Annotated in this window: 17 protein-coding genes; 10 read left to right on the forward strand and 7 right to left on the reverse strand. The window is 62.5% G+C overall.

Going from position 1 to position 21,129, the window contains the following annotated elements:
* Positions 1–13: 13 nt before the first annotated feature.
* The gene (locus tag IAE38_RS15690; protein WP_201218241.1) at positions 14–874 is read right to left on the reverse strand and encodes a DUF6279 family lipoprotein; all 861 of its coding nucleotides are present in this window, start codon (positions 872–874) and stop codon (positions 14–16) included.
* 164 nt (positions 875–1,038) lie between these two features.
* On the opposite strand from IAE38_RS15690, the gene IAE38_RS15695 reads away from it, so the two are divergent.
* Positions 1,039–1,875 carry a CvfB family protein gene (locus IAE38_RS15695; protein ID WP_028635436.1) on the forward strand — a complete coding sequence of 279 codons (837 nt, stop codon included), beginning with the start codon at positions 1,039–1,041 and terminating at the stop codon, positions 1,873–1,875.
* Here the strand turns inward: IAE38_RS15695 and IAE38_RS15700 are convergent, their stop codons facing one another.
* Positions 1,876–2,256: a hypothetical protein gene (locus IAE38_RS15700; protein WP_028635437.1), complete on the reverse strand. Its 381-nt coding sequence runs from the start codon at positions 2,254–2,256 to the stop codon at positions 1,876–1,878.
* A 204-nt stretch (positions 2,257–2,460) separates the two neighbouring features.
* On the opposite strand from IAE38_RS15700, the gene IAE38_RS15705 reads away from it, so the two are divergent.
* Positions 2,461–2,649 (forward strand): CsbD family protein, encoded by a 189-nt coding sequence (locus IAE38_RS15705; RefSeq protein WP_028635438.1) that lies wholly within the window; start codon positions 2,461–2,463, stop codon positions 2,647–2,649.
* A gap of 157 nt (positions 2,650–2,806) precedes the next feature.
* Positions 2,807–3,766 carry a YihY/virulence factor BrkB family protein gene (locus tag IAE38_RS15710; protein WP_201218242.1) on the forward strand — a complete coding sequence of 320 codons (960 nt, stop codon included), beginning with the start codon at positions 2,807–2,809 and terminating at the stop codon, positions 3,764–3,766.
* Here IAE38_RS15710 and IAE38_RS15715 read toward each other — a convergent pair.
* Entirely contained in the window at positions 3,741–4,190 is a 450-nt protein-coding gene (locus IAE38_RS15715; protein WP_328822895.1) for a GNAT family N-acetyltransferase, read from the reverse strand. The genes IAE38_RS15710 and IAE38_RS15715 overlap by 26 nt on opposite strands.
* 247 nt (positions 4,191–4,437) lie before the next feature.
* On the opposite strand from IAE38_RS15715, the gene IAE38_RS15720 reads away from it, so the two are divergent.
* Together IAE38_RS15720 and IAE38_RS15725 are read left to right on the forward strand one after the other, a co-directional pair.
* A complete protein-coding gene (locus tag IAE38_RS15720) occupies positions 4,438–4,695 on the forward strand; it encodes a DUF2790 domain-containing protein (RefSeq protein WP_028635440.1) in 258 nt (85 codons plus the stop codon).
* Positions 4,696–4,824: 129 nt separating this feature from the next.
* Positions 4,825–5,466: a LysE family translocator gene (locus IAE38_RS15725; RefSeq protein WP_201213196.1), complete on the forward strand. Its 642-nt coding sequence runs from the start codon at positions 4,825–4,827 to the stop codon at positions 5,464–5,466.
* 51 nt (positions 5,467–5,517) lie between these two features.
* Here IAE38_RS15725 and IAE38_RS15730 read toward each other — a convergent pair whose 3' ends face one another.
* Positions 5,518–5,988 carry a MaoC family dehydratase gene (locus IAE38_RS15730; RefSeq protein WP_028635442.1) on the reverse strand — a complete coding sequence of 157 codons (471 nt, stop codon included), beginning with the start codon at positions 5,986–5,988 and terminating at the stop codon, positions 5,518–5,520.
* A 292-nt stretch (positions 5,989–6,280) separates the two neighbouring features.
* Here IAE38_RS15730 and fadD2 point away from each other — a divergent pair, with 292 nt between their 5' ends.
* Complete coding sequence (gene fadD2 / locus IAE38_RS15735; RefSeq protein WP_201218245.1) at positions 6,281–7,969, forward strand: long-chain-fatty-acid--CoA ligase FadD2; 1,689 nt, start codon at positions 6,281–6,283, stop codon at positions 7,967–7,969.
* 285 nt (positions 7,970–8,254) lie between these two features.
* Positions 8,255–9,952, forward strand: a complete 1,698-nt coding sequence (gene fadD1, locus IAE38_RS15740; RefSeq protein WP_201213192.1) for a long-chain-fatty-acid--CoA ligase FadD1 — start codon at positions 8,255–8,257, stop codon at positions 9,950–9,952.
* A gap of 81 nt (positions 9,953–10,033) precedes the next feature.
* Here the strand turns inward: fadD1 and IAE38_RS15745 are convergent, their stop codons facing one another.
* Together IAE38_RS15745 and IAE38_RS15750 are read right to left on the reverse strand one after the other, a co-directional pair.
* The gene (locus IAE38_RS15745; protein ID WP_201218246.1) at positions 10,034–11,341 is read right to left on the reverse strand and encodes an NAD(P)/FAD-dependent oxidoreductase; all 1,308 of its coding nucleotides are present in this window, start codon (positions 11,339–11,341) and stop codon (positions 10,034–10,036) included.
* A gap of 24 nt (positions 11,342–11,365) precedes the next feature.
* Positions 11,366–12,730 carry a glutamine synthetase family protein gene (locus IAE38_RS15750; RefSeq protein WP_201218247.1) on the reverse strand — a complete coding sequence of 455 codons (1,365 nt, stop codon included), beginning with the start codon at positions 12,728–12,730 and terminating at the stop codon, positions 11,366–11,368.
* Positions 12,731–13,208: 478 nt separating this feature from the next.
* Between IAE38_RS15750 and hrpA the strand changes: the two genes are divergently transcribed.
* Together hrpA and IAE38_RS15760 are read left to right on the forward strand one after the other, a co-directional pair.
* Entirely contained in the window at positions 13,209–17,114 is a 3,906-nt protein-coding gene (gene hrpA / locus IAE38_RS15755) for an ATP-dependent RNA helicase HrpA (protein ID WP_201218249.1), read from the forward strand.
* Positions 17,115–17,267: 153 nt separating this feature from the next.
* A complete protein-coding gene (locus IAE38_RS15760) occupies positions 17,268–18,389 on the forward strand; it encodes a beta-ketoacyl-ACP synthase III (RefSeq protein WP_201218250.1) in 1,122 nt (373 codons plus the stop codon).
* A 104-nt stretch (positions 18,390–18,493) separates the two neighbouring features.
* Here the strand turns inward: IAE38_RS15760 and IAE38_RS15765 are convergent, their stop codons facing one another.
* Positions 18,494–19,738 (reverse strand): putative porin, encoded by a 1,245-nt coding sequence (locus IAE38_RS15765; protein ID WP_201163965.1) that lies wholly within the window; start codon positions 19,736–19,738, stop codon positions 18,494–18,496.
* A gap of 262 nt (positions 19,739–20,000) precedes the next feature.
* On the opposite strand from IAE38_RS15765, the gene IAE38_RS15770 reads away from it, so the two are divergent.
* The gene (locus IAE38_RS15770; RefSeq protein WP_201218251.1) at positions 20,001–21,128 is read left to right on the forward strand and encodes a GNAT family N-acetyltransferase; all 1,128 of its coding nucleotides are present in this window, start codon (positions 20,001–20,003) and stop codon (positions 21,126–21,128) included.
* Position 21,129 lies beyond the last annotated feature (1 nt).

Genomic DNA, 21,129 nt, shown 5'->3' on the forward strand with positions numbered 1-21,129 from the left:
CATCGCCTGGCCCTTAGTCCTTCAGGCACTTCAGCGTGCTGAAATCGGTGCGCACTTTTGCCAGCCGTGCCTGCAGCACCTGGCGCTGTTGCGCCGTGCTCTGCTGTAGCAGGTCTACCAACAGGCTGCGGGCCTGTTGTTCGGTGTTCTGGAAGGCCTGGCGGTATTCAGGCGTCCACAGGCTCTCCTTGCTCTGCAGCAGTGTGGCCATACGGGACGGGAAACTAGCGTCGTTGCGTTGGTCCACCGCCAACAGCAGTTGCTGTTGCCAGTGGGCGCGGTTGGCAATCCATTCGCGGTTCTGGTCCCCCAGCGCTTGCGACCAGGCGACCACGCGCTGCTTCTGGCCGGGGCTCAGTTCACCCAGCCACGGTTTCAGGCGTTTCTGCATACGTTCGGCCCGCTCGGCAATTTGCTGGGGCAGGGGAGTATCTACGTATTCCTTGCGGCGCTCGGCGATGTCATCACGAAAAGCCTCGCGCATCTCTGCTACCTGCGCATCGCTCATGCCGCGCAGCAGTTCAGTGGCGGACGGGGTAATTTCGGCTGCCACCCGGCCAATCGCCTCGCGGGCCTCATGGGTACGCTGCTGCAAGGCCTGGTCGGTGACCTGATTGTTGGCCACCATGTCGCGCAGCCGGTCGAGCCAGTCGAGGTAGCCAGGCAGCTGGGTCTTGCAGTGCCACGCCAGGTGCTCCCTGAGCCGATCGTCGAGCAGGGCCTTCTGGTCACGGTTCATGTCCAGGTAGTCGCCCAGCGACCACGGCACCAGGCGGTCGAGGTTGCGGTAGGCCAGGTCGATCCGGCTGCAGGCGCCCAGGGCCAGAACCACCCCCAGCGTGACAAGCGCGGTCTTGAGCAGGCGAAGCGGCATAAGCTGTTCCTTGCAGTGGCGGCCAATCGGTAGACGCAGCAGGGTGGCGACGGTTCAACCGGGCCATCTGCCTGTAGCATGGGAGGCCGGTAACCGTCCGGAAGCTTTGACACCACCCGCTGTCTATCCGGAAAATAGCCCCCTTGACTTGAGGATGTACCGAAATGGCTCTGCTTGGGCGTTACAACAGTTTGCAAATTGTGAAACACGTGGACTTCGGGTTGTACCTGGACGGCGGCGCCGACGGGGAAATTCTGCTGCCGGGGCGCTACATCCCGAAAGGCGCAGAAACCGAGGTGGACGACTGGCTGAACGTGTTCATCTACCTGGACAGCGAAGACCAGCTGATCGCGACCACCGAAAAGCCCAAGGTGCAGGTGGGCGAGTTCGCCAGCCTCAAGGTCAAGGACATCAACGGTGCGGGTATCTTCCTGGACTGGGGTTTGTCCAAGGACCTGCTGATGCCGTACTCCGAGGAAGCCCGCCCGCTGAAGATCGGCGACTACTGCGTGGTGCACGTCTACCTCGACAAACGCACCCGGCGCATCACCGCCACCTCACGTCTGGACCGCTACCTGGACGTCGCGCCTGCGGACTACAAGCCAGGCCAGCCGGTGGAGTTGCTGGTTGCCGGTGAAACGCCCATGGGGTTCAAGGCAATCATCAACAACCGCCATTGGGGCTTGATCCACAAGAATGAGGTGTTCAAGTTCCTGCGCTCTGGCATGCACGAGAAAGGCTTCATCAAGGAAATACGTGCCGACGGCAAGATCTCCCTGAGCCTGCAGCCGGTGGGGGCGGCGCTGTCCGACGACCTGCAGGCGCAGATCATGGCCCGCCTGGAGGCCGAAGGTGGGGTGCTGGGTGTGTCTGACAAGAGCGACCCGGCGCTGATCAGCAAGCTGTTCAATGTCAGCAAGGGCAACTTCAAGAAAGCCATTGGTGGCCTGTTCAAGCAGGGCCGCATCGTCATCCATGACGACCGCATCGAGAAGGCCTGATCAGCCCTGTACGAAGCTGCGGAAATCCAGCTGCTCGCCGCCTGGGCGGGTGTCGCGCAGCAGTGAATCGCGGTCGGCGCTCAAGGCCAGGCTGATGGTGGAGCGGCGCTTGCCAGGATTGCGCACCTCCATCTGCTCCTGATGCGCGCGCAGGAAGTTGACGGGCACTTTCAGGTGTTGCAGCTCGTCGCTTTCCGGGGTGTGCAGCAGCAGGTTGACCCAGTCTGGCTGGCCCTTGCGCAGTAGTGCCACCGGCACGTCGAACCACCACAGGTTGCGCTTGTGGTCGAGGATGGCGAACAGGGTGTTGGCGCTGGTCAGCACTGGCCGGGCCAGTGCATCGTTGCGCCGCGCAATGGCGGCGGGTTTGTCGAGTTTCATGCAGGTTCCTGCGGGTTGAAGCCTTCAAAGCCTGCATTGTGAGGGGTGGCACCGGGCGCGGCAAGGCTTGGGGCTGTGGTGTGGTGCAGGTGCGCTGCGCCTACCGCTTGGCATTGTGTGCAAAATTTCTTGAAACTCTTGCGCAAGCGGCCGAGTCCACCTTTTGTCGGCACGATACGCGTGTCACATCACAGGAGTTTTGCCATGAGCGGTACTGGAGATAAAGCGAAAGGCTTGGCCAACGAAGCGATGGGCAACGTCAAGCAGGGCATCGGCAAGGTGACCGACAACGACAAGCTCAAGGCTGAAGGCAAGGCGCAAGAACTCAAGGGTGAAGCGCAGCAGGTCAAAGGCGATGTGAAGGACGCTGTTAAAAAGGCAACCGACAAGTAAAGCCTGATGCTTGGCCGCCTTCATGCCCGTGCGCAGAGGGCGGCAACAAGCTGCGTGAGTTTTTTGCATTTTTTGTAACACTGCCGGGAGCAGCGCGCTCAGCGCATGGTCTATTAGACTTAACAGTCACATCGATAGAGCGGCGAAAGGAGACGCTATGATTTTTTCCGCCCTGCAGGGCCTTCCCCTGCACCGCGTGTTGGTGCGCACCATCAAGGAGTTTCTTGATGACGAAATGTCCACCTACGCCTCCGCGCTGGCTTATCAGGCGCTTTTCTCGTTATTCCCCTTCCTGCTGTTCCTGATTGCCCTCATCGGCTTCTTGCACCTGCCTGACTTTTTCTCGTGGCTGCGTTTGCAATCCGAGCTGGTGCTGCCACCTCAGGCACTGGAACAGGTCAACCCGGTGATCGACCAGTTGCAGCAGTCCAAGGGTGGCTTGCTGTCGGTGGGTATCGTGATTGCCTTGTGGACCGCCTCGGCCGGTGTGCGGCTGATGATGAGCGCCATGAACGCCGCCTATGATGTGCCCGAGGGGCGGCCGGTATGGAAGCGTATCCCGCTGTCGATCTTCTATACCGTCGGCTTGGCCGGCATGCTGCTGGCCGCAGCAGCACTGATGGTACTGGGGCCGCAGGTGATGGAGTGGATCGCCTCGCAAATCGGTATGCAGGAGTTCATCGTTACGCTGTGGACCATTCTGCGCTGGCCGGTGATCGTCATTCTGCTGATGGTGGCGGTGGCGCTTATCTACTACGTGATGCCGGATGTGAAACAGAAGTTTCGCTTCATTACCCCAGGCTCGGTACTGGCGGTGGTGGTGTGGATCGTGGCCTCGTTGGGCTTTGCCTACTACGTGAAAACGTTCGCCGACTACAACGCCATGTACGGGAGCATCGGGGCAATCATCGTGCTGCTGCTCTACTTCTACATTTCAGCCGCCGTGCTGCTGCTTGGCGCTGAAATGAATGCGGTAATCGAGCACATGTCTGCCGAGGGCAAGGACCCTGGGGAGAAGGACTTCGACGGTGAGAAGTCGCAAGAGAATGTAAAAGTGCTGGGGCATGAGCACCCGGCGCCCACAGAGCCTGCTACTGCCGAGCCTCAACCACGCTGACAGCATCGCCATACTGGCGGCGTTGCAGCGCTACCAGCGCCTTGCTGCGCTGGTAGCGCTGCAGCCGGCTGGCCAGCGCCTGGGGCAGATACTCGGCGGGCCCGAAGCCCACATTTGCATAGAACGGCTGCAGTTCAGGGTGGCAGAACAGCCAGGCCGTACCATACGGTTGGCACAGTGCCGCTTCGATCAGGGCCGTTGCTATCCCCGTACCTCGCCGTTGTGGCGATACGAACAGGCCGGTCAGCCACCAGCCACCTTCTGTGCTGGACAGACTGAGCCCCGCAACAATCTCTGGCGCCCTCGCCACCCACAGTTGACCCTCGCCAGAGGCACGCATGCGTGAGCCCTGCTGGCGGTAGAAATGGTCGAGAAGCCGGCGTTGCGTGTGGCAAAGCTGTGTGCAAGCAAGAGGCTGTGAAATAGCGCGCTCCTGGAAATGGCGGTGACGGATGGCGCGTACTTTGTCGCAGATTGTTGCAAATACGGCAAGGGTGAATATCCGACTGCGGGGTTCAACTATTACCTGGCAGGCGTAGAATTTCCTCATCCCCCCTGTAGTAAGAAGCGGGATCGGTACTTCGTGCCATCGATAGCCCGATGGCAACTTCTCCGGGCCGGCGACGGCATCAGAAGTCAATCGATCAGCTTGAAACATGAAGGTACTCAACATGAAACCACTACTGATACTTGCGTTGGTCGGTATGTCCTCGTTCGCCCTCGCAGACCCTTCTGCGCCTGCTTCCAATGAGCCGGTGGCGCAGCAGTATGACTACTCCATGAACCTCGACATCAAGCGTGTCATCAACCTGTCGACCATCCCCAACGTGTGCGAAGTGGTGCCTGCCACCATGACCTACGAAGACCACCAAGGCCAGGTGCACACCGTTCAATACCGTGCCATGGGCGGCGGCTGCCAGCAGGGCTGACGGCTCAGGTATACGCCTTGGCGTCGACCCGTGGGGCGGCAGCGCCCGGCCCACGGGTTGACTCTTCCCAGCTACTGCGCAGTCGTGGCAGGCTCTACGCCGCCCATTTACACCGTCGCAGAGCTTCCAATGCCTTTTTCCAATGGTTTTCTCCTCAGCCTGTCCCTGTGCCTGGACATCGGTATAGCCAACATCGCCATGATTACGCTGGCCATGCAGCGTGGCTTTCTGCAAGGGTTCTGGCTTGGCCTTGGCACGTGTGTGGGTGATTTGCTGTATGCCATCGCCGCGTTAGCAGGCATGACCGTGTTGCTGCAATTCGAAGCCGTGCGCTGGGCCTTGTGGCTGGGCGGTTCGGCGCTGCTGGTGTGGTTTGCCATCAAGATGGTGCTGGCCGCCTGGCGCGGCGGGCATATGCAGGCGAGCACCAACGTGGCCGTGGAATCTGGTTGGCGCGAGTTTTTGCGCGGCATCTTCCTGGCGATGTCCTCACCCAGCGCCATTTTGTGGTTCGCGGCCGTAGGGGGCGTGCTGATATCCCGCTCTGGCGGCGGCAGCCTGGTGGACGCGGGGTTGTTTCTGGCAGGGTTCTTCGTGGCCGGGCTGGTGTGGTGCATGAGCCTCTGCGGCATTGCCAGCCACGGCGGGCGCCTGCTGGGTGATCGCTTGCTGACGTGGTCGTACGTGCTGTCTGCGCTGATCTTCTGTTATTTCGCAGTGTACGTGATCGTATCGGGTTACCAGGAATTCATCCTCGGGCGCGCAGCGTAAGCGCGCTTGCAGGGGCTGCGCAGGCAGCCCCGGCCATGCCGCAAGCCAGGTTCAGCTGGCAACGAAATTCGGTGGCGATACCAGTTCTACGGTCTGTTGCTTGCGCGGTGCCAGGATCTCGGCCTCGCCCTGAACGACCAGTTCGTCGTTCTGATTGAACACGTTGGTGGCGATACGCACCTTGAACTTCGGCAGTTTTTCGAGAATCTCCAGGCGCACGGTCAGGGTGTCGCCGATTTTCACCGGTTTCTGGAAGCTCATCTGCTGCCCCAGGTAGATGGTGCCGGGGCCTGGCAGGGTGCAGGCCACTGCCGCGCTGATCAGCGCGCCGCTGAACATGCCGTGGGCGATGCGCTCGCGGAACATGCTCTTGGCGGCGAATTCGGCGTCCAGGTGCACCGGGTTGTGGTCGCCGGACATGGCGGCGAACAGCTGGATATCGCGCTCTTCCACAGACTTCTTGTATTCGGCCTTCTGGCCGACTTCTAGGGCTTCGTAAGGCGTGTTGCTGACCTGGGACATCGGGGCTTCCTTAAGCAGTACATGTCGGTTGTGGTCGCGCGCGGGGCGTCGGCCAAGACGGGTGAGACGCTTGCCGGTGTCGACCGGATCACATTCGCGCCCAACACAGTGTATGCCCAGCGGGCCAGATTGCAGGAAGGGCACAAATAAGATTCACAATGTTAATGGCGGTGTCAGGCGTGTGGGCCGCGCTGCGCTTACCTGCTAACGTCGAATCAACGCCTGGCCGCTACGCGCCCGGGCACCTGGATAAAAGGACGCAGTGCAGGTCCCGGCAGAGGAACAATAATAAATGCAAGCCGACTTCTGGAACGACAAACGCCCGGCGGGCGTGCCCTCCACCCTCGATCTTCACGCCTACAGCTCCGTGGTCGAAGTGTTCGAGCGCTCCTGCAAGCGCTTTGCCGATCGCCCCGCCTTCAGCAACCTGGGGGTGACGCTGACCTACGGCGACCTGGAGCGGCTATCGGCGGCATTCGCCACCTGGCTGCAGCAACACACCCGCCTGAAACCTGGCGACCGTATCGCTGTGCAGATGCCCAACGTGTTGCAGTACCCGATCGCCGTGTTCGGCGCCATGCGCGCCGGGCTGATCGTGGTCAACACCAACCCGCTGTACACCGAGCGGGAGATGCGCCACCAGTTCAAGGACAGCGGTGCCCGCGCGCTGGTGTACCTGAACATGTTTGGCCAGCGGGTTCAGGCGGTGTTGCCCGATACCGGTATCGAATACCTCATCGAGGCGAAGATGGGCGACCTGTTGCCTGCGGCCAAGGGGTGGCTGGTCAATACCGTGGTGGACAAGGTGAAGAAGATGGTGCCGGCCTACCATCTGCCCCAGGCCGTGTCATTCAAACAGGCGCTGCGCCAAGGGCGCGGTGGTTCACCGAAGGCTGTGCCGCTTGGCCTGGACGACATCGCGGTGCTGCAGTACACAGGCGGTACCACGGGCTTGGCCAAGGGCGCCATGCTCACCCACGGCAACCTGGTTGCCAACATGCTGCAGGTACTGGCGTGTTTCTCACAGCATGGGCCAGACGGCCAGAAGCTGCTCAAGGACGGCGAGGAGGTGATGATCGCCCCTTTGCCGCTGTACCACATCTATGCGTTCACCGCGAACTGCATGTGCATGATGGTGACCGGCAACCACAACGTACTCATCACCAACCCACGGGACATTTCCGGCTTCATCAAGGAGCTGGGCAAGTGGCGGTTTTCCGCATTGCTGGGCCTCAACACCCTGTTCGTTGCCCTGATGGACCACCCTGGGTTCCGCCAACTGGACTTCTCGGCGCTGAAAGTCACCAACTCTGGCGGCACTGCCCTGGTCAAGGCCACGGCCGAGCGCTGGGAGCAACTGACCGGGTGTCGCATCGTCGAAGGCTACGGCCTTACTGAAACCTCCCCTGTAGCCAGTACCAACCCTTATGGTCAACTGGCGCGCCTGGGGACAGTGGGTATCCCGGTGGCAGGTACTGCATTCAAGGTTATCGACGACGAGGGCAACGAACTGCCGCTGGGTGAGCGGGGCGAGTTGTGCATCAAGGGGCCGCAGGTAATGAAGGGTTACTGGCAGCAGCCCGAAGCCACGGCCCAGGCGCTGGATGCCGATGGCTGGTTCAAGACAGGCGACATTGCCGTGATCGACCCGGACGGCTTTACCCGCATCGTCGACCGCAAGAAGGACATGATCATCGTCTCGGGCTTCAACGTGTACCCCAACGAGGTGGAGGATGTAGTCATGGCCCACCCACAGGTTGCCAGCTGTGCGGCCATCGGTGTGCCCGACGAGCGCTCCGGGGAGGCGGTCAAGCTGTTCGTGGTGCCCCGTGAGGGTGGCGTGAGCGTGGATGAGCTGAAGGCCTACTGCAAGGCCAACCTCACCGGTTACAAGGTGCCCAAGCACATTGTGCTGCGCGACGCGCTGCCGATGACACCGGTTGGCAAGATCTTGCGCCGGGAGCTGCGCGACGCCGGTTGAACCGCCAGCATGCGGCAGGTTAGGGCGGCTTGGATGCTCTAGGCTGCCGCATACAGGTTTCAGAAGGCTGTCTAAAGTCACTCGCTCTGGATGTGACCATAATTAGCCTAAGAGTCATTTTTGTGACCTTTCGGCCTGTCGTAGCCTCTGGTCGGCCCCAGGCAAAGCTGCTAATCTCGCCCCGTTTTCAGATGATCCGGTTTGCAACGCGCCGTCATCTCATATCAATAATAAGCGCCTCGATGCGCGAATCGAACTTCGCTGTTGCTGAAGGAGTGGGCTTGAATGATCGACCATTTTTGGCAGGATAAGTACCCAGCCGGGATAACGGCGGATATCGATCCGGACGAATTCCCCAACATCCAGGCGGTACTCAAGCAATCCTGCCAGCGGTTCGCCGACAAACCGGCCTTCAGCAACCTGGGCAAGACGATCACCTATGGCGAAATGTATGCGCTGTCAGGTGCGTTCGCGGCCTGGCTGCAACAGCATACCGACCTCAAGCCCGGTGACCGTATCGCCGTGCAGTTGCCCAACGTGCTCCAGTACCCTGTGGCCGTGTTTGGTGCCATGCGTGCAGGGCTGATCGTGGTCAACACCAACCCGCTGTACACCGCGCGGGAAATGGAACACCAGTTCAACGATTCCGGTGCCAAGGCGCTGGTATGCCTGGCCAACATGGCCCACCTGGCCGAGAAGGTGGTGCCCAAGACCCAGGTCAGGCACGTGATCGTCACCGAGGTGGCCGACCTGCTGCCACCGATCAAGCGGCTGCTGATCAACAGCGTCATCAAGTATGTGAAGAAGATGGTGCCGGCCTACCACCTGCCTCAGGCCGTGCGCTTCAACGACGCCATCGCCCTGGGCAAGGGCCAGCCGGTGGTTGAAGCCAACCCGCAGGCCCATGACGTGGCGGTGCTTCAGTACACCGGCGGTACCACGGGCGTGGCCAAGGGCGCGATGCTCACCCACCGCAACCTGGTGGCCAACATGCTGCAGTGCAGGGCCCTGATGGGGGCCAACCTGCATGAAGGCTGCGAAATCCTCATTACCCCGCTGCCGCTGTACCACATCTACGCCTTTACCTTCCATTGCATGGCCATGATGCTCATCGGCAACCACAACGTGCTGATCAGCAACCCACGGGATTTGCCGGCGATGGTCAAGGAGCTGGGCAAATGGAAGTTCACCGGTTTTGTCGGCCTCAATACCCTGTTCGTGGCCCTGTGCAACAGTGATGCCTTCCGCAGCCTGGACTTCTCTGCCCTGAAAATTACCCTGTCTGGCGGCATGGCCTTGCAACTGAGCGTGGCCGAGCGCTGGAAGGCCGTTACAGGTTGCGCCATTTGCGAGGGTTACGGCATGACCGAAACCAGCCCCGTGGCGGCGGTAAACCCGGCCCAGGCCAACCAGGTGGGCACCATTGGCATTCCGGTACCGTCCACCCTGTGCAAGATCATCGACGACGCGGGCAATGAGTTGCCGCTGGGCGAGGTGGGGGAGTTGTGCGTGAAGGGCCCGCAGGTAATGAAGGGCTACTGGCAGCGCGAAGACGCCACTGCCGAAATACTGGACAGCGAAGGCTGGCTGAAAACCGGCGACATCGCCTTGATCCAGCCAGATGGCTACATGCGTATCGTTGACCGCAAGAAAGACATGATTCTGGTCTCGGGTTTCAACGTCTACCCCAACGAGCTGGAGGACGTGCTGGTGGCGTTGCCGGGCGTGTCCCAGTGCGCGGCCATCGGTATACCGGACGAGAAGTCCGGGGAGGTGATCAAGATGTTCATCGTGGTCAAGCCGGGCATGACCCTGACCAAGGAGCAGGTGATGGAGCACATGCGCGCCAATGTCACCGGCTATAAGGTGCCCCGCCAGATCGAGTTCCGCGATGTGCTGCCTACCACCAACGTGGGCAAGATCCTGCGCCGCGAGTTGCGTGACGAAGAACTGAAAAAACAAGGTCTGAAGAAGACCGCCTGAGCCTTGTCCGCCGTTGGCAGGGCGGACGGCTCAGGGCGCAGATGGGGATCGAGGGCTGCTCCGCAGCCCATCGCCCGTCGATCAGCGCAATTTCTCCAGCATCTGGTAGTACCACATGCCTGCGGCCAGCAACGGGTTGCCCAGCAAGTCCCCCATCGGCACACGCACATGCTTGCACTGGGCAAAGGTATCGAACCGTTCCAGCGTCCCGGTCAACGCCTCGGCCATGATTTCACCCATGATGTGGCTGGTGGCAATACCGTGCCCCGAGTACCCCTGGCAGTACCAGACGTTGCCCGACAGCTTGCCCAGTTGGGGAATGCGGTTCACCACAATGCCCATGGCGCAGCTCCACTGGAACTCGATGGGCACGCCTTTCAACGCCGGGAAGGTGCGCTCGATACAAGGCCGCAGCTCACCTTCGATATCCCGCGAGTCCCGCCCGGAATAATTGGCGCCGCCGCCGAATAACAGCCGTTTGTCAGCGGTCAGCCGGTAGTAGTCGAGCACGAAGCGGCAGTCATAGACGGCCAGGTCCTGCGGGTTGATCTGCTCGGCCAGCTCGCCCAGCGGCGCCGTGGTGACGATGCCGCCCATGGCCGGGAAAATCTTGCCCTTGAGCTGGCGCTTTTCAAGCGTGTGGTACACGTCCCCGGCCAGCATCACCTGGCGGGCTTCCACCCGGCCATGGGCGGTGACCACTGCCGGGCGCGGGCCGTGCACGATGTCCAGCACTTCGGAGTTTTCGAATACCAGCGCGCCCAGGCCATGGGCAGCCCGTGCTTCGCCCAGGCACAGGTTGAGCGGGTGCAGGTGCAGGTTGCGCAGGTTTTTCAGCGCCCCCAGGTACAGCGGGCTTTGCAGGTGGTCTGCCACGGCGGCCTGGTCGAGCATGTGCACCTGCTCGCCCATGCCCCGGCGCTGGGCCTCGGCCTGGAACGCATGCAACTCCCGCAGGTGCGAAGGCTTCATGGCCGCGTGCAGGTGGCCATGCTTGAGGTCGCAATCGATACCATAGCGCGCCACGCGCTGCTCGATGATCTGGTGCCCGCGCCAGCGCAGGTGCCAGATGAAGTCGTCCACCTCGGCGCCCAGGTGCTGGCGCATTTGCGAACGCATGGCTTCGTCGCCAGACAGGCTGCCAGTGACCTGGCCGCCATTGCGCCCGCTGGCGCCCCAGCCAATGCGGTGGGTTTCGATGATGGCGACCTTCAGGCCCCGCTCGGCCAGCTCCACGGCGGTGGCCACACCGGTGAAGCCACCGCCGATGATCGCCACGTCCACCTGCACCGTGCCCTGAAGCTGGGGGTACTGCGTGTGGTCGTTGAGGGTGGCGCTGTAGTAGGACGGTGCGCGCTGCGCCGGGCCCTTGTTCAATGCTGCATTCATGGCAATTCCTTGTTTGATGGGGGCTCAGGCCTGGTGCAGGTACCAGCGCCAGTCCTGCTCGCTGACTTCGGCCATGAACTGGCGGTACTCGGCGCGCTTGACCTTCAGGTACACGCCAAGGAACTGCTCGCCAAGCGCCTGCTGGGCCCAACCTGAATGCTGCAGGGCTTCGAGTGCGGTCAGCCAGTCGGTAGGCAGGTGTTCGGTGGCCTGGGCATAGCCGTTGCCTTGCACAGGCGCGCCCGGGTCGAGTTGCTCGCGGATACCGCAGTGGGTGGCGGCCAGGATTGCCGCGGCAGCCAGGTAGGGGTTGGCATCGGCACCGCAGATCCGGTGCTCCACGTGCCGGCTGGCCGCAGGGCCTCCCGGCACCCGCAGGCTCACTGTGCGGTTGTCGACACCCCAGGTGGGGGCCAGCGGCGCATAGCTGTTGGCCTGAAAACGCCGGTAGGAGTTGGCGTTGGGGCAGAACAGCAGCAGCGAATCACGCAGGTGGCGCAGCATGCCGGCGATGGCCTGGCGCAGCAGCGGGGTGCCGGCCTTGTCCTCACTGGCAAACAGATTACGGCCGGCGTCATCGGCCAGGCTCAGGTGCATGTGCATGCCGGTCCCGGCCAGTTGCGCGAACGGCTTGGCCATGAAGCAGGCCTGCATGCCGTGGGCATGGGCCACACCTTTCACCAGGCGTTTGTAGCGTACCGCCTGGTCCATGGCCTGCAGCGCTTCACCGTGCTCCAGGGTGATTTCCACCTGCCCAGGGGCGTACTCCGAAATCGCCGTACGCGCCGGAATGCCTTGGGCCTTGCAGGCTGCATACAGGTCGGCCAGAAACGGCTCGATCTGCTCCAGCTCGCGCAGCCCGTACACCTGCGTGTTACGCGGCCGGCCACCGTCATTGTCCCGCGCAGGCTGGGGGCGGCCCTGGGCGTCGGGCTGCTGGTCGAGCAGGTAGAACTCCAGTTCGCAGGCCATCACCGGGTGATAGCCGTCGGCCTTGAGTGCCTCGACAGTGCGTACCAGCACATGGCGCGGGTCGGCGACGCTGGCAGGCAGGCCGTCGTCGGGGTGCATGCTCACCTGCACCGCAGCGGTGGGTATGCGCCGCCAAGGCAGGCGCACCAGGCTGTTCTCCAGTGGGTAGGCACGGCAGTCGATGTCGCCCACATCCCACACCAGGCCGGAGTTCTCCACGTCATCGCCATTGAGGGTCAGGCCCAGGATAGTGCTGGGCAGTGGGCGGCCGCTCTGGTACACGGCCAGCAGTTCATCGCGGTGCAGCAGCTTGCCGCGGGGCACGCCATTGGCATCGAGGATGAACAGCTCGAACAGTTCGATATCGGGGTTGTCGGCCAGAAAACGGTTGGCCTGCTCTACAGGGGCAAAGTGCATGATGAAGTCGCTCGCGGGCGCACGGGGCCGCCGCGCTGGCAAGCGGCCCAACTGAGTCAATCGGCCAGGGTGTGGCCGGTTTGGGTCACAGCGGCGTAAGCGAGGTATCCGGCGGGCGGGCGTGGCGGCAGTGCCACAAGGCCCAGAAGGCAAGGATGACATGCACCAGCGGATTTTCCCCAGCACGGCGCCTGGCCTTCGGCAGCGAAGGGCGGGGCGATGGCGGGTTGCTGGGCTGGAACGGGGTCATGCCTTTGATACTCACATGGGGTGTTGGGGTGATTAAACCAGTGAATGGCGACCTTCACGTTGGGGTTGGCTAAACATTCAGGTTGGCTGGGCGGCACCGTGCGGGAACGGGTTCACCCGCGAAAGGGCCGGCACAGGCAGCAGAAAACCCGCAAATCTGCGACAATCCACCCACTTTCCGCATGCCGATCATGAAAAAGCAGGCTCACCTGCATCACTCAAAAGCCCCATGACTGACCACGCCATCGACAAACTGCTGCAAAACCTCGACCACGCCATGATTGCCGACCGCCATCGCCTGCGCCGGCAATTGCACGAACTGCGCAAGCGCCCCGATGAGGCAAAGCTGGCGCAATGGGTGGACAAGGTGCAGGCCTCCTGCGCCCAGGTCACCGCGCGCCAGCAAAGCGTGCCCACGGTGCGCTACGACGACAACCTGCCCATCGCGGCCAAGCGCGATGAAATCAAGAAGGCGCTGGCCGAGCATCAGGTGCTGGTGATTGCCGGCGAAACCGGGTCGGGCAAAACCACCCAGTTGCCCAAGATCTGCCTGGAGCTGGGCCGGGGCAGCCATGGCCTGATCGCCCACACCCAGCCGCGCCGTATTGCTGCGCGCAGTGTGGCGGCCCGGGTGGCCGAGGAACTCGGCACGCCGCTGGGCGGCCTGGTGGGTTACCAGGTACGGTTCGAGGACCAGAGCGATGCCAATACGCTGGTCAAGCTGATGACCGACGGTATTCTGCTGGCTGAAACCCAGCATGACCGTTTTCTGGAGCGCTACGACACCATCATCGTCGACGAAGCCCACGAACGCAGCCTGAACATCGACTTCCTGCTTGGCTACCTCAAGACCCTGCTGCACCGCCGCCCCGAGCTGAAACTGATCATCACCTCGGCGACCATCGACCTGGAGCGCTTCTCCAGGCACTTCGACGGTGCGCCGATCATCGAGGTGTCCGGGCGCACCTACCCGGTGGACACCTGGTACCGGCCGCTGACCAGTGAGCAGGACGAGGAGGGCAACCGGATCGAGGACGACCTCACCGTCGACCAGGCCATCCTCGCCACCCTGGACGAGTTGGCCCAGCACGAGCGCGGTGAAAGCAAGGGGCCAGGCGATGTGCTGATCTTTTTGCCGGGCGAGCGGGAGATTCGCGACGCCGCGGAGATCCTGCGCAAGGCCCAGCTACGCCATACCGAGATTCTGCCGCTTTACGCCCGGCTGTCGCCGGCCGAGCAGCAGCGCATCTTCCAGCCCCACACCGGGCGCCGGGTGGTACTGGCCACCAACGTTGCGGAAACCTCGCTGACCGTGCCCGGCATACGCTATGTGATCGATACCGGCACCGCGCGTATCAGCCGTTACAGCTACCGCGCCAAGGTGCAGCGTCTGCCCATCGAGGCGGTGTCCCAGGCCAGCGCCAACCAGCGCAAGGGCCGCTGTGGCCGGGTGGAACCAGGCATCTGTGTGCGCCTCTACAGCGAAGAGGATTTCAACAGCCGGCCGGCGTTTACCGACCCGGAGATTCTGCGCACCAACCTGGCGGCGGTGATCCTGCAGATGCTGCACCTGCGCCTGGGCGCCATTGATGCGTTTCCGTTCATCGAGCCACCCGATGGCAAGGCCATCAGCGACGGTTTCAACCTGTTGCAGGAACTGTCGGCGGTCAACCGCGAGAACCAGCTCACGCCCATCGGCCGCCAGCTGGCGCGCTTGCCCATCGACCCGCGCCTGGGCCGCATGCTGCTCGAAGGCGCACGCCTGGGTAGCTTGCAGGAAGTGCTCATCGTCACCAGTGCGCTGTCGGTACAGGACCCGCGCGAGCGCCCGCCCGAGCGCCAGCAAGCGGCAGACCAGGCGCACGCCCAGTGGAAGGATGTGGATTCGGACTTTGCAGCACTGGTGAACCTGTGGCGCGGGTTCGAGGAACAGCGCCAGGCTTTGACCGCCAACCCGTTGCGCAACTGGTGCCGCAAGCAGTTCCTGAATTACCTGCGCTTGCGTGAGTGGCGCGATGCCCATCGGCAGTTGGCGCTGATCTGCCGCGAGCTGCAATTGACGGTAAACAAAGAACCGTGTGACTACCCGAAGATGCACAAGGCCATCCTCAGTGGCCTGCTCAGCCAGATTGGCCACAAGACCGAAGACGGTGACTACCAGGGCGCACGTCAGCGGCGCTTCTGGGTGCACCCGTCCTCGGGCCTGGGGCGCAAGCGCCCGCAGTGGGTGATGGCGGCTGAGCTGGTGGAAACCACCAAGTTGTATGCGCGGGTGGTTGCCCGTATCGAGCCGGACTGGATCGAGCCCCTGGCAGGGCACCTGATCAAGAAGAACCACTTCGAACCCCATTGGGAGAAGAAGCGCGGGCAAGTGGTGGCCTACGAGCAGATCACCCTGTACGGCTTGATCCTGGTAGGGCGCCGGCCGGTTCACTTTGGCCCCATCGACCCTGTCGCATCGCGCGAGCTGTTCATCCGCGAGGGCCTGGTGGGCGGCGAAATCCAGTCCCGGGCCAAGTGCCTGGCGGCCAACAAGCGCCTGCTTGAAGAATTGGATGAACTGGAAGCCAAGGCCCGGCGCCGGGACATTCTGGCGGACGAAGAAACGCTGTACGGGTTTTACGAAGCGCGCCTGCCAGCCGAGATCCACCAGGCCGCCACGTTCGACAGCTGGTACCGCATGGGCAGCCAGAAGGATGCCAACTTGCTGATCATGCGCGAGGAAGACGTGCTGGCCCGTGAGGCCAGTGAAGTCACCGCTGCGCAGTACCCCGACAGCCTGCAGGTGGGCGAACTGCGCCTGCCGCTGAGCTACCACTTCGAGCCGGGCCACGCCCGGGATGGCGTGACCGTGCGGGTGCCTGCACCGCTGCTACCGAGCCTGCCGGGCGAGCGCCTGGAATGGCTGGTGCCCGGTTTGCTGGAGGCCAAGTGCGTGGCACTGGTGCGCAACCTGCCCAAGGCCCTGCGCAAGAACTTCGTGCCGGTGCCCGACTTCGTCAAGGCCGCGCTGGCGCGCATGGCCTTCGGCCAGGGTGCGCTGCCCCAGGCCCTTGGCCAGGAACTGCTGCGCATGACCGGTGCGCGGGTGTCGGACGAGGCCTGGGAGGAGTCGATCAACCTGGTCGAAGGCCACTTGCGCATGAACATCGAAGTGGTCGACGGCCAGGGCAAGTTCCTGGGCGAAGGCCGTGACCTGGCCGAGCTGACGGCACGCTTTGCCGCCGCCAGCCAGGCTGCGCTGGCCGTGCCGCGTGACGCCAAGGGTGACCAACCGGTGCAGGCCAAAGCGTTCAATGAGGTCAAGCAAACGGCTCAGCAGAACATCGCCGGCCTTTCGATGACGGTTTACCCCGCGCTGGTTGAGGAGCAGGGCGCGGTGCGCGAAGGGCGTTTCTCGACCCAGGCCGAAGCCCAGTTCCAGCACCGTCGCGCCTTGCAGCGGCTGTTGTTGCAGCAACTGGCCGAGCCGGCCAAGTTCCTGCGCGGCAAGCTGCCAGGGCTGACCGAACTGGGCTTGCTGTACCGCGAGCTGGGCCGGGTGGAAGCGCTGGTCGAGGACATCCTGCTGGCGAGCCTGGACAGCTGCGTGCTTGAGGGTGAGCAAGCCCTGCCGCGTGATGGCGCCGCTCTGGCGGCGCTGGCCGAACGCAAGCGTGGCAACTGGGCCGAACACGCCGAACGCCTGGCACGCCAGACGCTGGAGGTGCTGAAGCTGTGGCACGGGCTGCAGAAGCGCTTCAAGGGCAAGATTGACCTGAGCCAGGCTGTGGCACTGAACGACATCAAGCAGCAACTGGGCAACCTGGTGTACCCAGGCTTTGTTCGCGAAACACCGTCGGCCTGGTTCAAGGAACTGCCCCGGTACCTCAAGGCGGTGGAACTTCGCCTGGAGAAACTCGGCTCGCAGGTGCAGAAAGACCGGGTGTGGAGCGGTGAGCTGGCCAACCTGTGGGCGCAGTACAAGGCGCGGGCCGACAAGCATGCCCAGGAAGGCAAGCGCGACGAACAGCTGACGCTTTACCGGTGGTGGCTGGAAGAATATCGCGTGTCGCTGTTCGCCCAGCAGTTGGGCACCAAGGTGCCGATTTCTGACAAGCGCCTGAGCAAGCAATGGAGCCAGGTGGAAGGCTAAACTTCCAGACTTGTGGCACTATTGAGGCAATTTGTGGCCGCCCGCGGCCCCTTGAGGCAAAGCCCTCGTTTTACAATTGGCACTAAAGTGCCACTACCTGTCATGTTTCCAGCCAGCGCCCAGTGGCGGTGGCCTTCGACCAGAGGAACCACCGTGCATAATGTCGTGATCAGCGGCACCGGCCTGTACACCCCGGCCCAGAGCATTTCCAACGAAGAACTGGTGGCGTCCTTCAATGCCTGGTCGCAGCAGTTCAACCAGGACAACGCCGCTGCCATCGAGCGCGGTGAGGTCGAAGCGGCGCCCTTGTCGGACCCTGCCTTCATCGAAAAAGCCTCTGGCATCAAGAGCCGCTTCGTCATGGACAAGGCCGGCATCCTCGACCCGCAACGCATGAAGCCGCGCCTGCCGGAGCGTAGCAACGACGAGCCGTCGGTGCTCTGCGAAATGGCGGTGGCGGCAGCGCGCCAGGCACTGGCGCGTGCCGGGCGTACACCGGCCGATGTCGACGGGGTCATCGTCGCCTGCTCCAACCTGCAGCGGCCTTACCCGGCCATCGCCATCGAGGTGCAGCAGGCCCTGGGCATTCAAGGCTTTGCCTTCGACATGAACGTGGCCTGTTCCTCCGCCACATTCGGTATCCAGACGGCAGCCAACAGCGTGGCCTTGGGGCAAGCGCGGGCCGTGCTGATGGTGAACCCGGAAGTGTGTACCGGGCACCTGAACTTCCGCGACCGTGACAGCCACTTCATTTTTGGCGATGCGGCCACTGCAGTACTGCTTGAGCGTGCCGACCAGGCCAGTTCCAACCACCAGTTCGATGTGGTCAGCAGCAAGCTGTGGACCGAGTTCTCCAACAACATCCGCAACAACTTCGGTTTCCTCAACCGTGCGGCTGACGAGGGCGAGGGTGCCGCCGACAAGTTGTTCATCCAGGAAGGGCGCAAGGTGTTCCGCGAGGTCTGCCCTAAAGTGGCTGAGCTGGTAGGGGAGCACCTTCAGGAAAATGGCTTGCAGCCCGCCGATGTGAAGCGCTTCTGGCTGCACCAGGCCAACCTCAGCATGAACCACCTGATCGTCAAGAAGCTGCTGGGGCGTGAAGTGGCCGAAGAAGACGCGCCGGTGATCCTGGACCGCTATGCCAACACCAGTTCTGCAGGGTCGGTGATTGCCTTCCACCTCTACCAGGACGACCTGGCCAAGGGCTCTCTGGGAGTGTTGAGTTCGTTTGGGGCGGGGTATTCGATTGGCAGCGTGATCTTGCGCAAGCGCTGATCCTTTCTGCGCTTGCTACGCCTAGGCGTTACACACAAAAAAACGGGAAACACCGGATGGGGTTCGGTGTTTCCCGTTTCAAGTGAAGCAGAGGGGCGTACGGTTTAGAACTTGGCTTCCAGGTCTACCTGCAGAGTGTCTACATCAGCATTGCTGTTGGGCAGGTTGGAGTAGTCGGTCTTGGCCATCATGTAGGCCGCGCCCAGGGCGAAGTTCTTGTCGATTTCGTAACCCACTTTGAACTTGTGGCCACGGGAACCGGTGAAGCCGTTGCCGAAGTCCGAGTCGGTGAACAGGCTCACGACACCGTTACGCTGCACGTCGCGGTAGTTGTAGTCCAGGCTCCAGGCGCCGATCTTGCTCTTCAAGCCAGCCAGCCAGGCCTTGTCCTTGCCGTCGGTGCTTTCGGTGTTCTTGACGAACTGGCCGTAAGCCGACAGCGGGATGGCGAAGCCGGTGAAGTCCACCTGGCCGAAGCCTTCCACCAGGTTGAACTCGTTGGTGGTGTTGCCCAGCGAACGCAGGGCAGCAGAGGCCTTGTCGTTGTCGTAACCGTAGATGCTGCCGCCCACAGTGACCTTGACGGTATCGGCCGCGTTGAACTTGGTCCCCAGCTGGGCCGCGTACAGTTGGGCGTCGTGTTTGAACTGCACGCCGTCGCCGTCTACGTTGTCCTTGAGGTTGTAGTGGCCGATGCTGCCGAACACTTCGGCGGCGCCCAGGTTGGTCTTGTAGGTGGCGGCCACGCCTTCTGGGTTGATGTCGCTGTCCCAGATGATGTCGCCCATGCTTACCCAAGGCTGCATCATCTTGCCGCCGATCAGGTGCAGGTTAGGCACGGCGGTGGGGTGCCAGTCGAGGTAGGCCAGGTCGACCCACAGCGATTTCTTCTCGAAGTAGTTGTCCAGGCTCTGATTGGTGGAGCGGGCATCGGCGCTGCTGCCGGTGGCCACACGCACGCCTGCATCCACTTGCGGGTTGATCTCGCTGTAGAAGCCGACACGGGCACGTACGCGCTCACGGTCCTGGTTGCCACTGCGCGAGATCGGGTGGTCGACGTTGACGTCTTCGTAACGCAGGCGCACGTCACCCTTGACCTGGGTTTTGGCGGCCCATGCCACTTTCTGTTCAAAGGAGCTCATCCGGTCGGACTGAGCTTTCTGAGCGGCCTTTTCCTTGGTTTCTTGAGCCAGGTCCGCCTGCAGCTCGGAGTACTGCGCCTGGTTGATCGAGCCGTTGGCGCGGAGCATTTCGAGCAGCTTGGCGTCGACGGCCGCACTGGCCGGAGTACTCAGAGCCAGCATCATGCCGGTGAGGCTCACTCCGGTAAGTGTAGAAACAAGACGCATAAGGTTCTCCCTACTGAATAAGATGGGGGACGCCCAAGCGCCCGCCCTTGTGTTGGCATGTCCCCGGAAAGGGCCTGAATAGACAGGTTCTGGTGTTCCGGAAAACAGGCGCAAGTATTGCGGGGGCGGGTGACAGATTAATGTCGGAATGGTGGCACTGTTGTTAAGTGATCAGGTGTTTTACGGTCTGCCGGGCGTTCACCATTTGAGTCGTCCGCCTGCCTTGGGGATACTGGGTACCTCTCTGCCGTGAGCCAAAATCGTGACCAGCCTGTACAGCCTTGCTCAACTGCGTGATCTGCCTGCGGCCACCTGGGATGCCCTGGTGCCCGATGGCCAGCCGTTTTTAAGCCACGCGTTTCTCAGTGCCATGGAAGACAGTGGCAGTGTCGCCCGTGCCACCGGCTGGGCCGCCGAACACCTGGTGCTGGAGCGGGACGGGCAGGTGCGGGCGCTGCTGCCGGCTTACCGTAAATGGCACTCGTTTGGCGAATACGTATTCGATCATGGCTGGGCGGATGCCTGCGAACGGGCGGGCATTGCCTACTACCCCAAGTTGTTGGGCGCGGTGCCGTTCAGCCCGGTAAGCGGGCCGCGGTTGCTGGCGGCGGATGTGGCGGACGGCTTGCTGCTGTTGCAGGCGCTGCCGGAGTACCTGGGCAAGGCGGGGCTGTCCAGCGCGCATGTGAATTTCACCGACACCGCGCTGGATGAGCAATTTGCCGGGCTGCCCGGTTGGCTGGAGCGCCTGGGGTGCCAGTTTCATTGGCAGAACAAGGGGTACCGTGATTTTCAGGATTTTCTCGACAGCCTCAGCTCGCGCAAGCGTAAACAGATGCGCAAGGAGCGTGAGCAGGTGGCAGGGCAGGGCATCGACTTCTGCTGGTACCGTGGCGATGAGCTGACGGAAGCCCAGTGGGATTTCGTGTTCCTGTGCTACGCCAACACCTACGCAGTGCGCCGCCGCGCGCCGTACCTGACCCGTGAATTCTTCAGCCTGTTGGCCGCACGCATGCCCCAGGCGCTGCGCGTGGTGATAGCGCGCCAAGGTGGGCGGGACGTGGCCATGGCCCTGAGCCTGGTGGGCGGAGGCAGCCTGTTTGGCCGCTACTGGGGTTGCCTGGACGAATTCGACCGGCTGCACTTTGAAACCTGTTTCTACCAGGGTATGGACTACGCCATTGCCGAGGGCCTGCAACGCTTCGACGCCGGGGCGCAGGGTGAGCACAAACTGATACGTGGCTTCGAGCCTGTGCTGACCCGTTCGTGGCACTACCTGTTGCACCCGGGGTTGCGCCGTGCGGTGGACGAGTTTCTGGTGCAGGAGCGTGCGGGTGTGATGGCCTATGCCGAAGAGGCGCGAGGCATGTTGCCTTATCGTCAGGGGTGAA

Origin of the sequence: Pseudomonas sp. S32 (assembly GCF_016648095.1) — a bacterium.
Lineage (GTDB): Bacteria > Pseudomonadota > Gammaproteobacteria > Pseudomonadales > Pseudomonadaceae > Aquipseudomonas > Aquipseudomonas parafulva.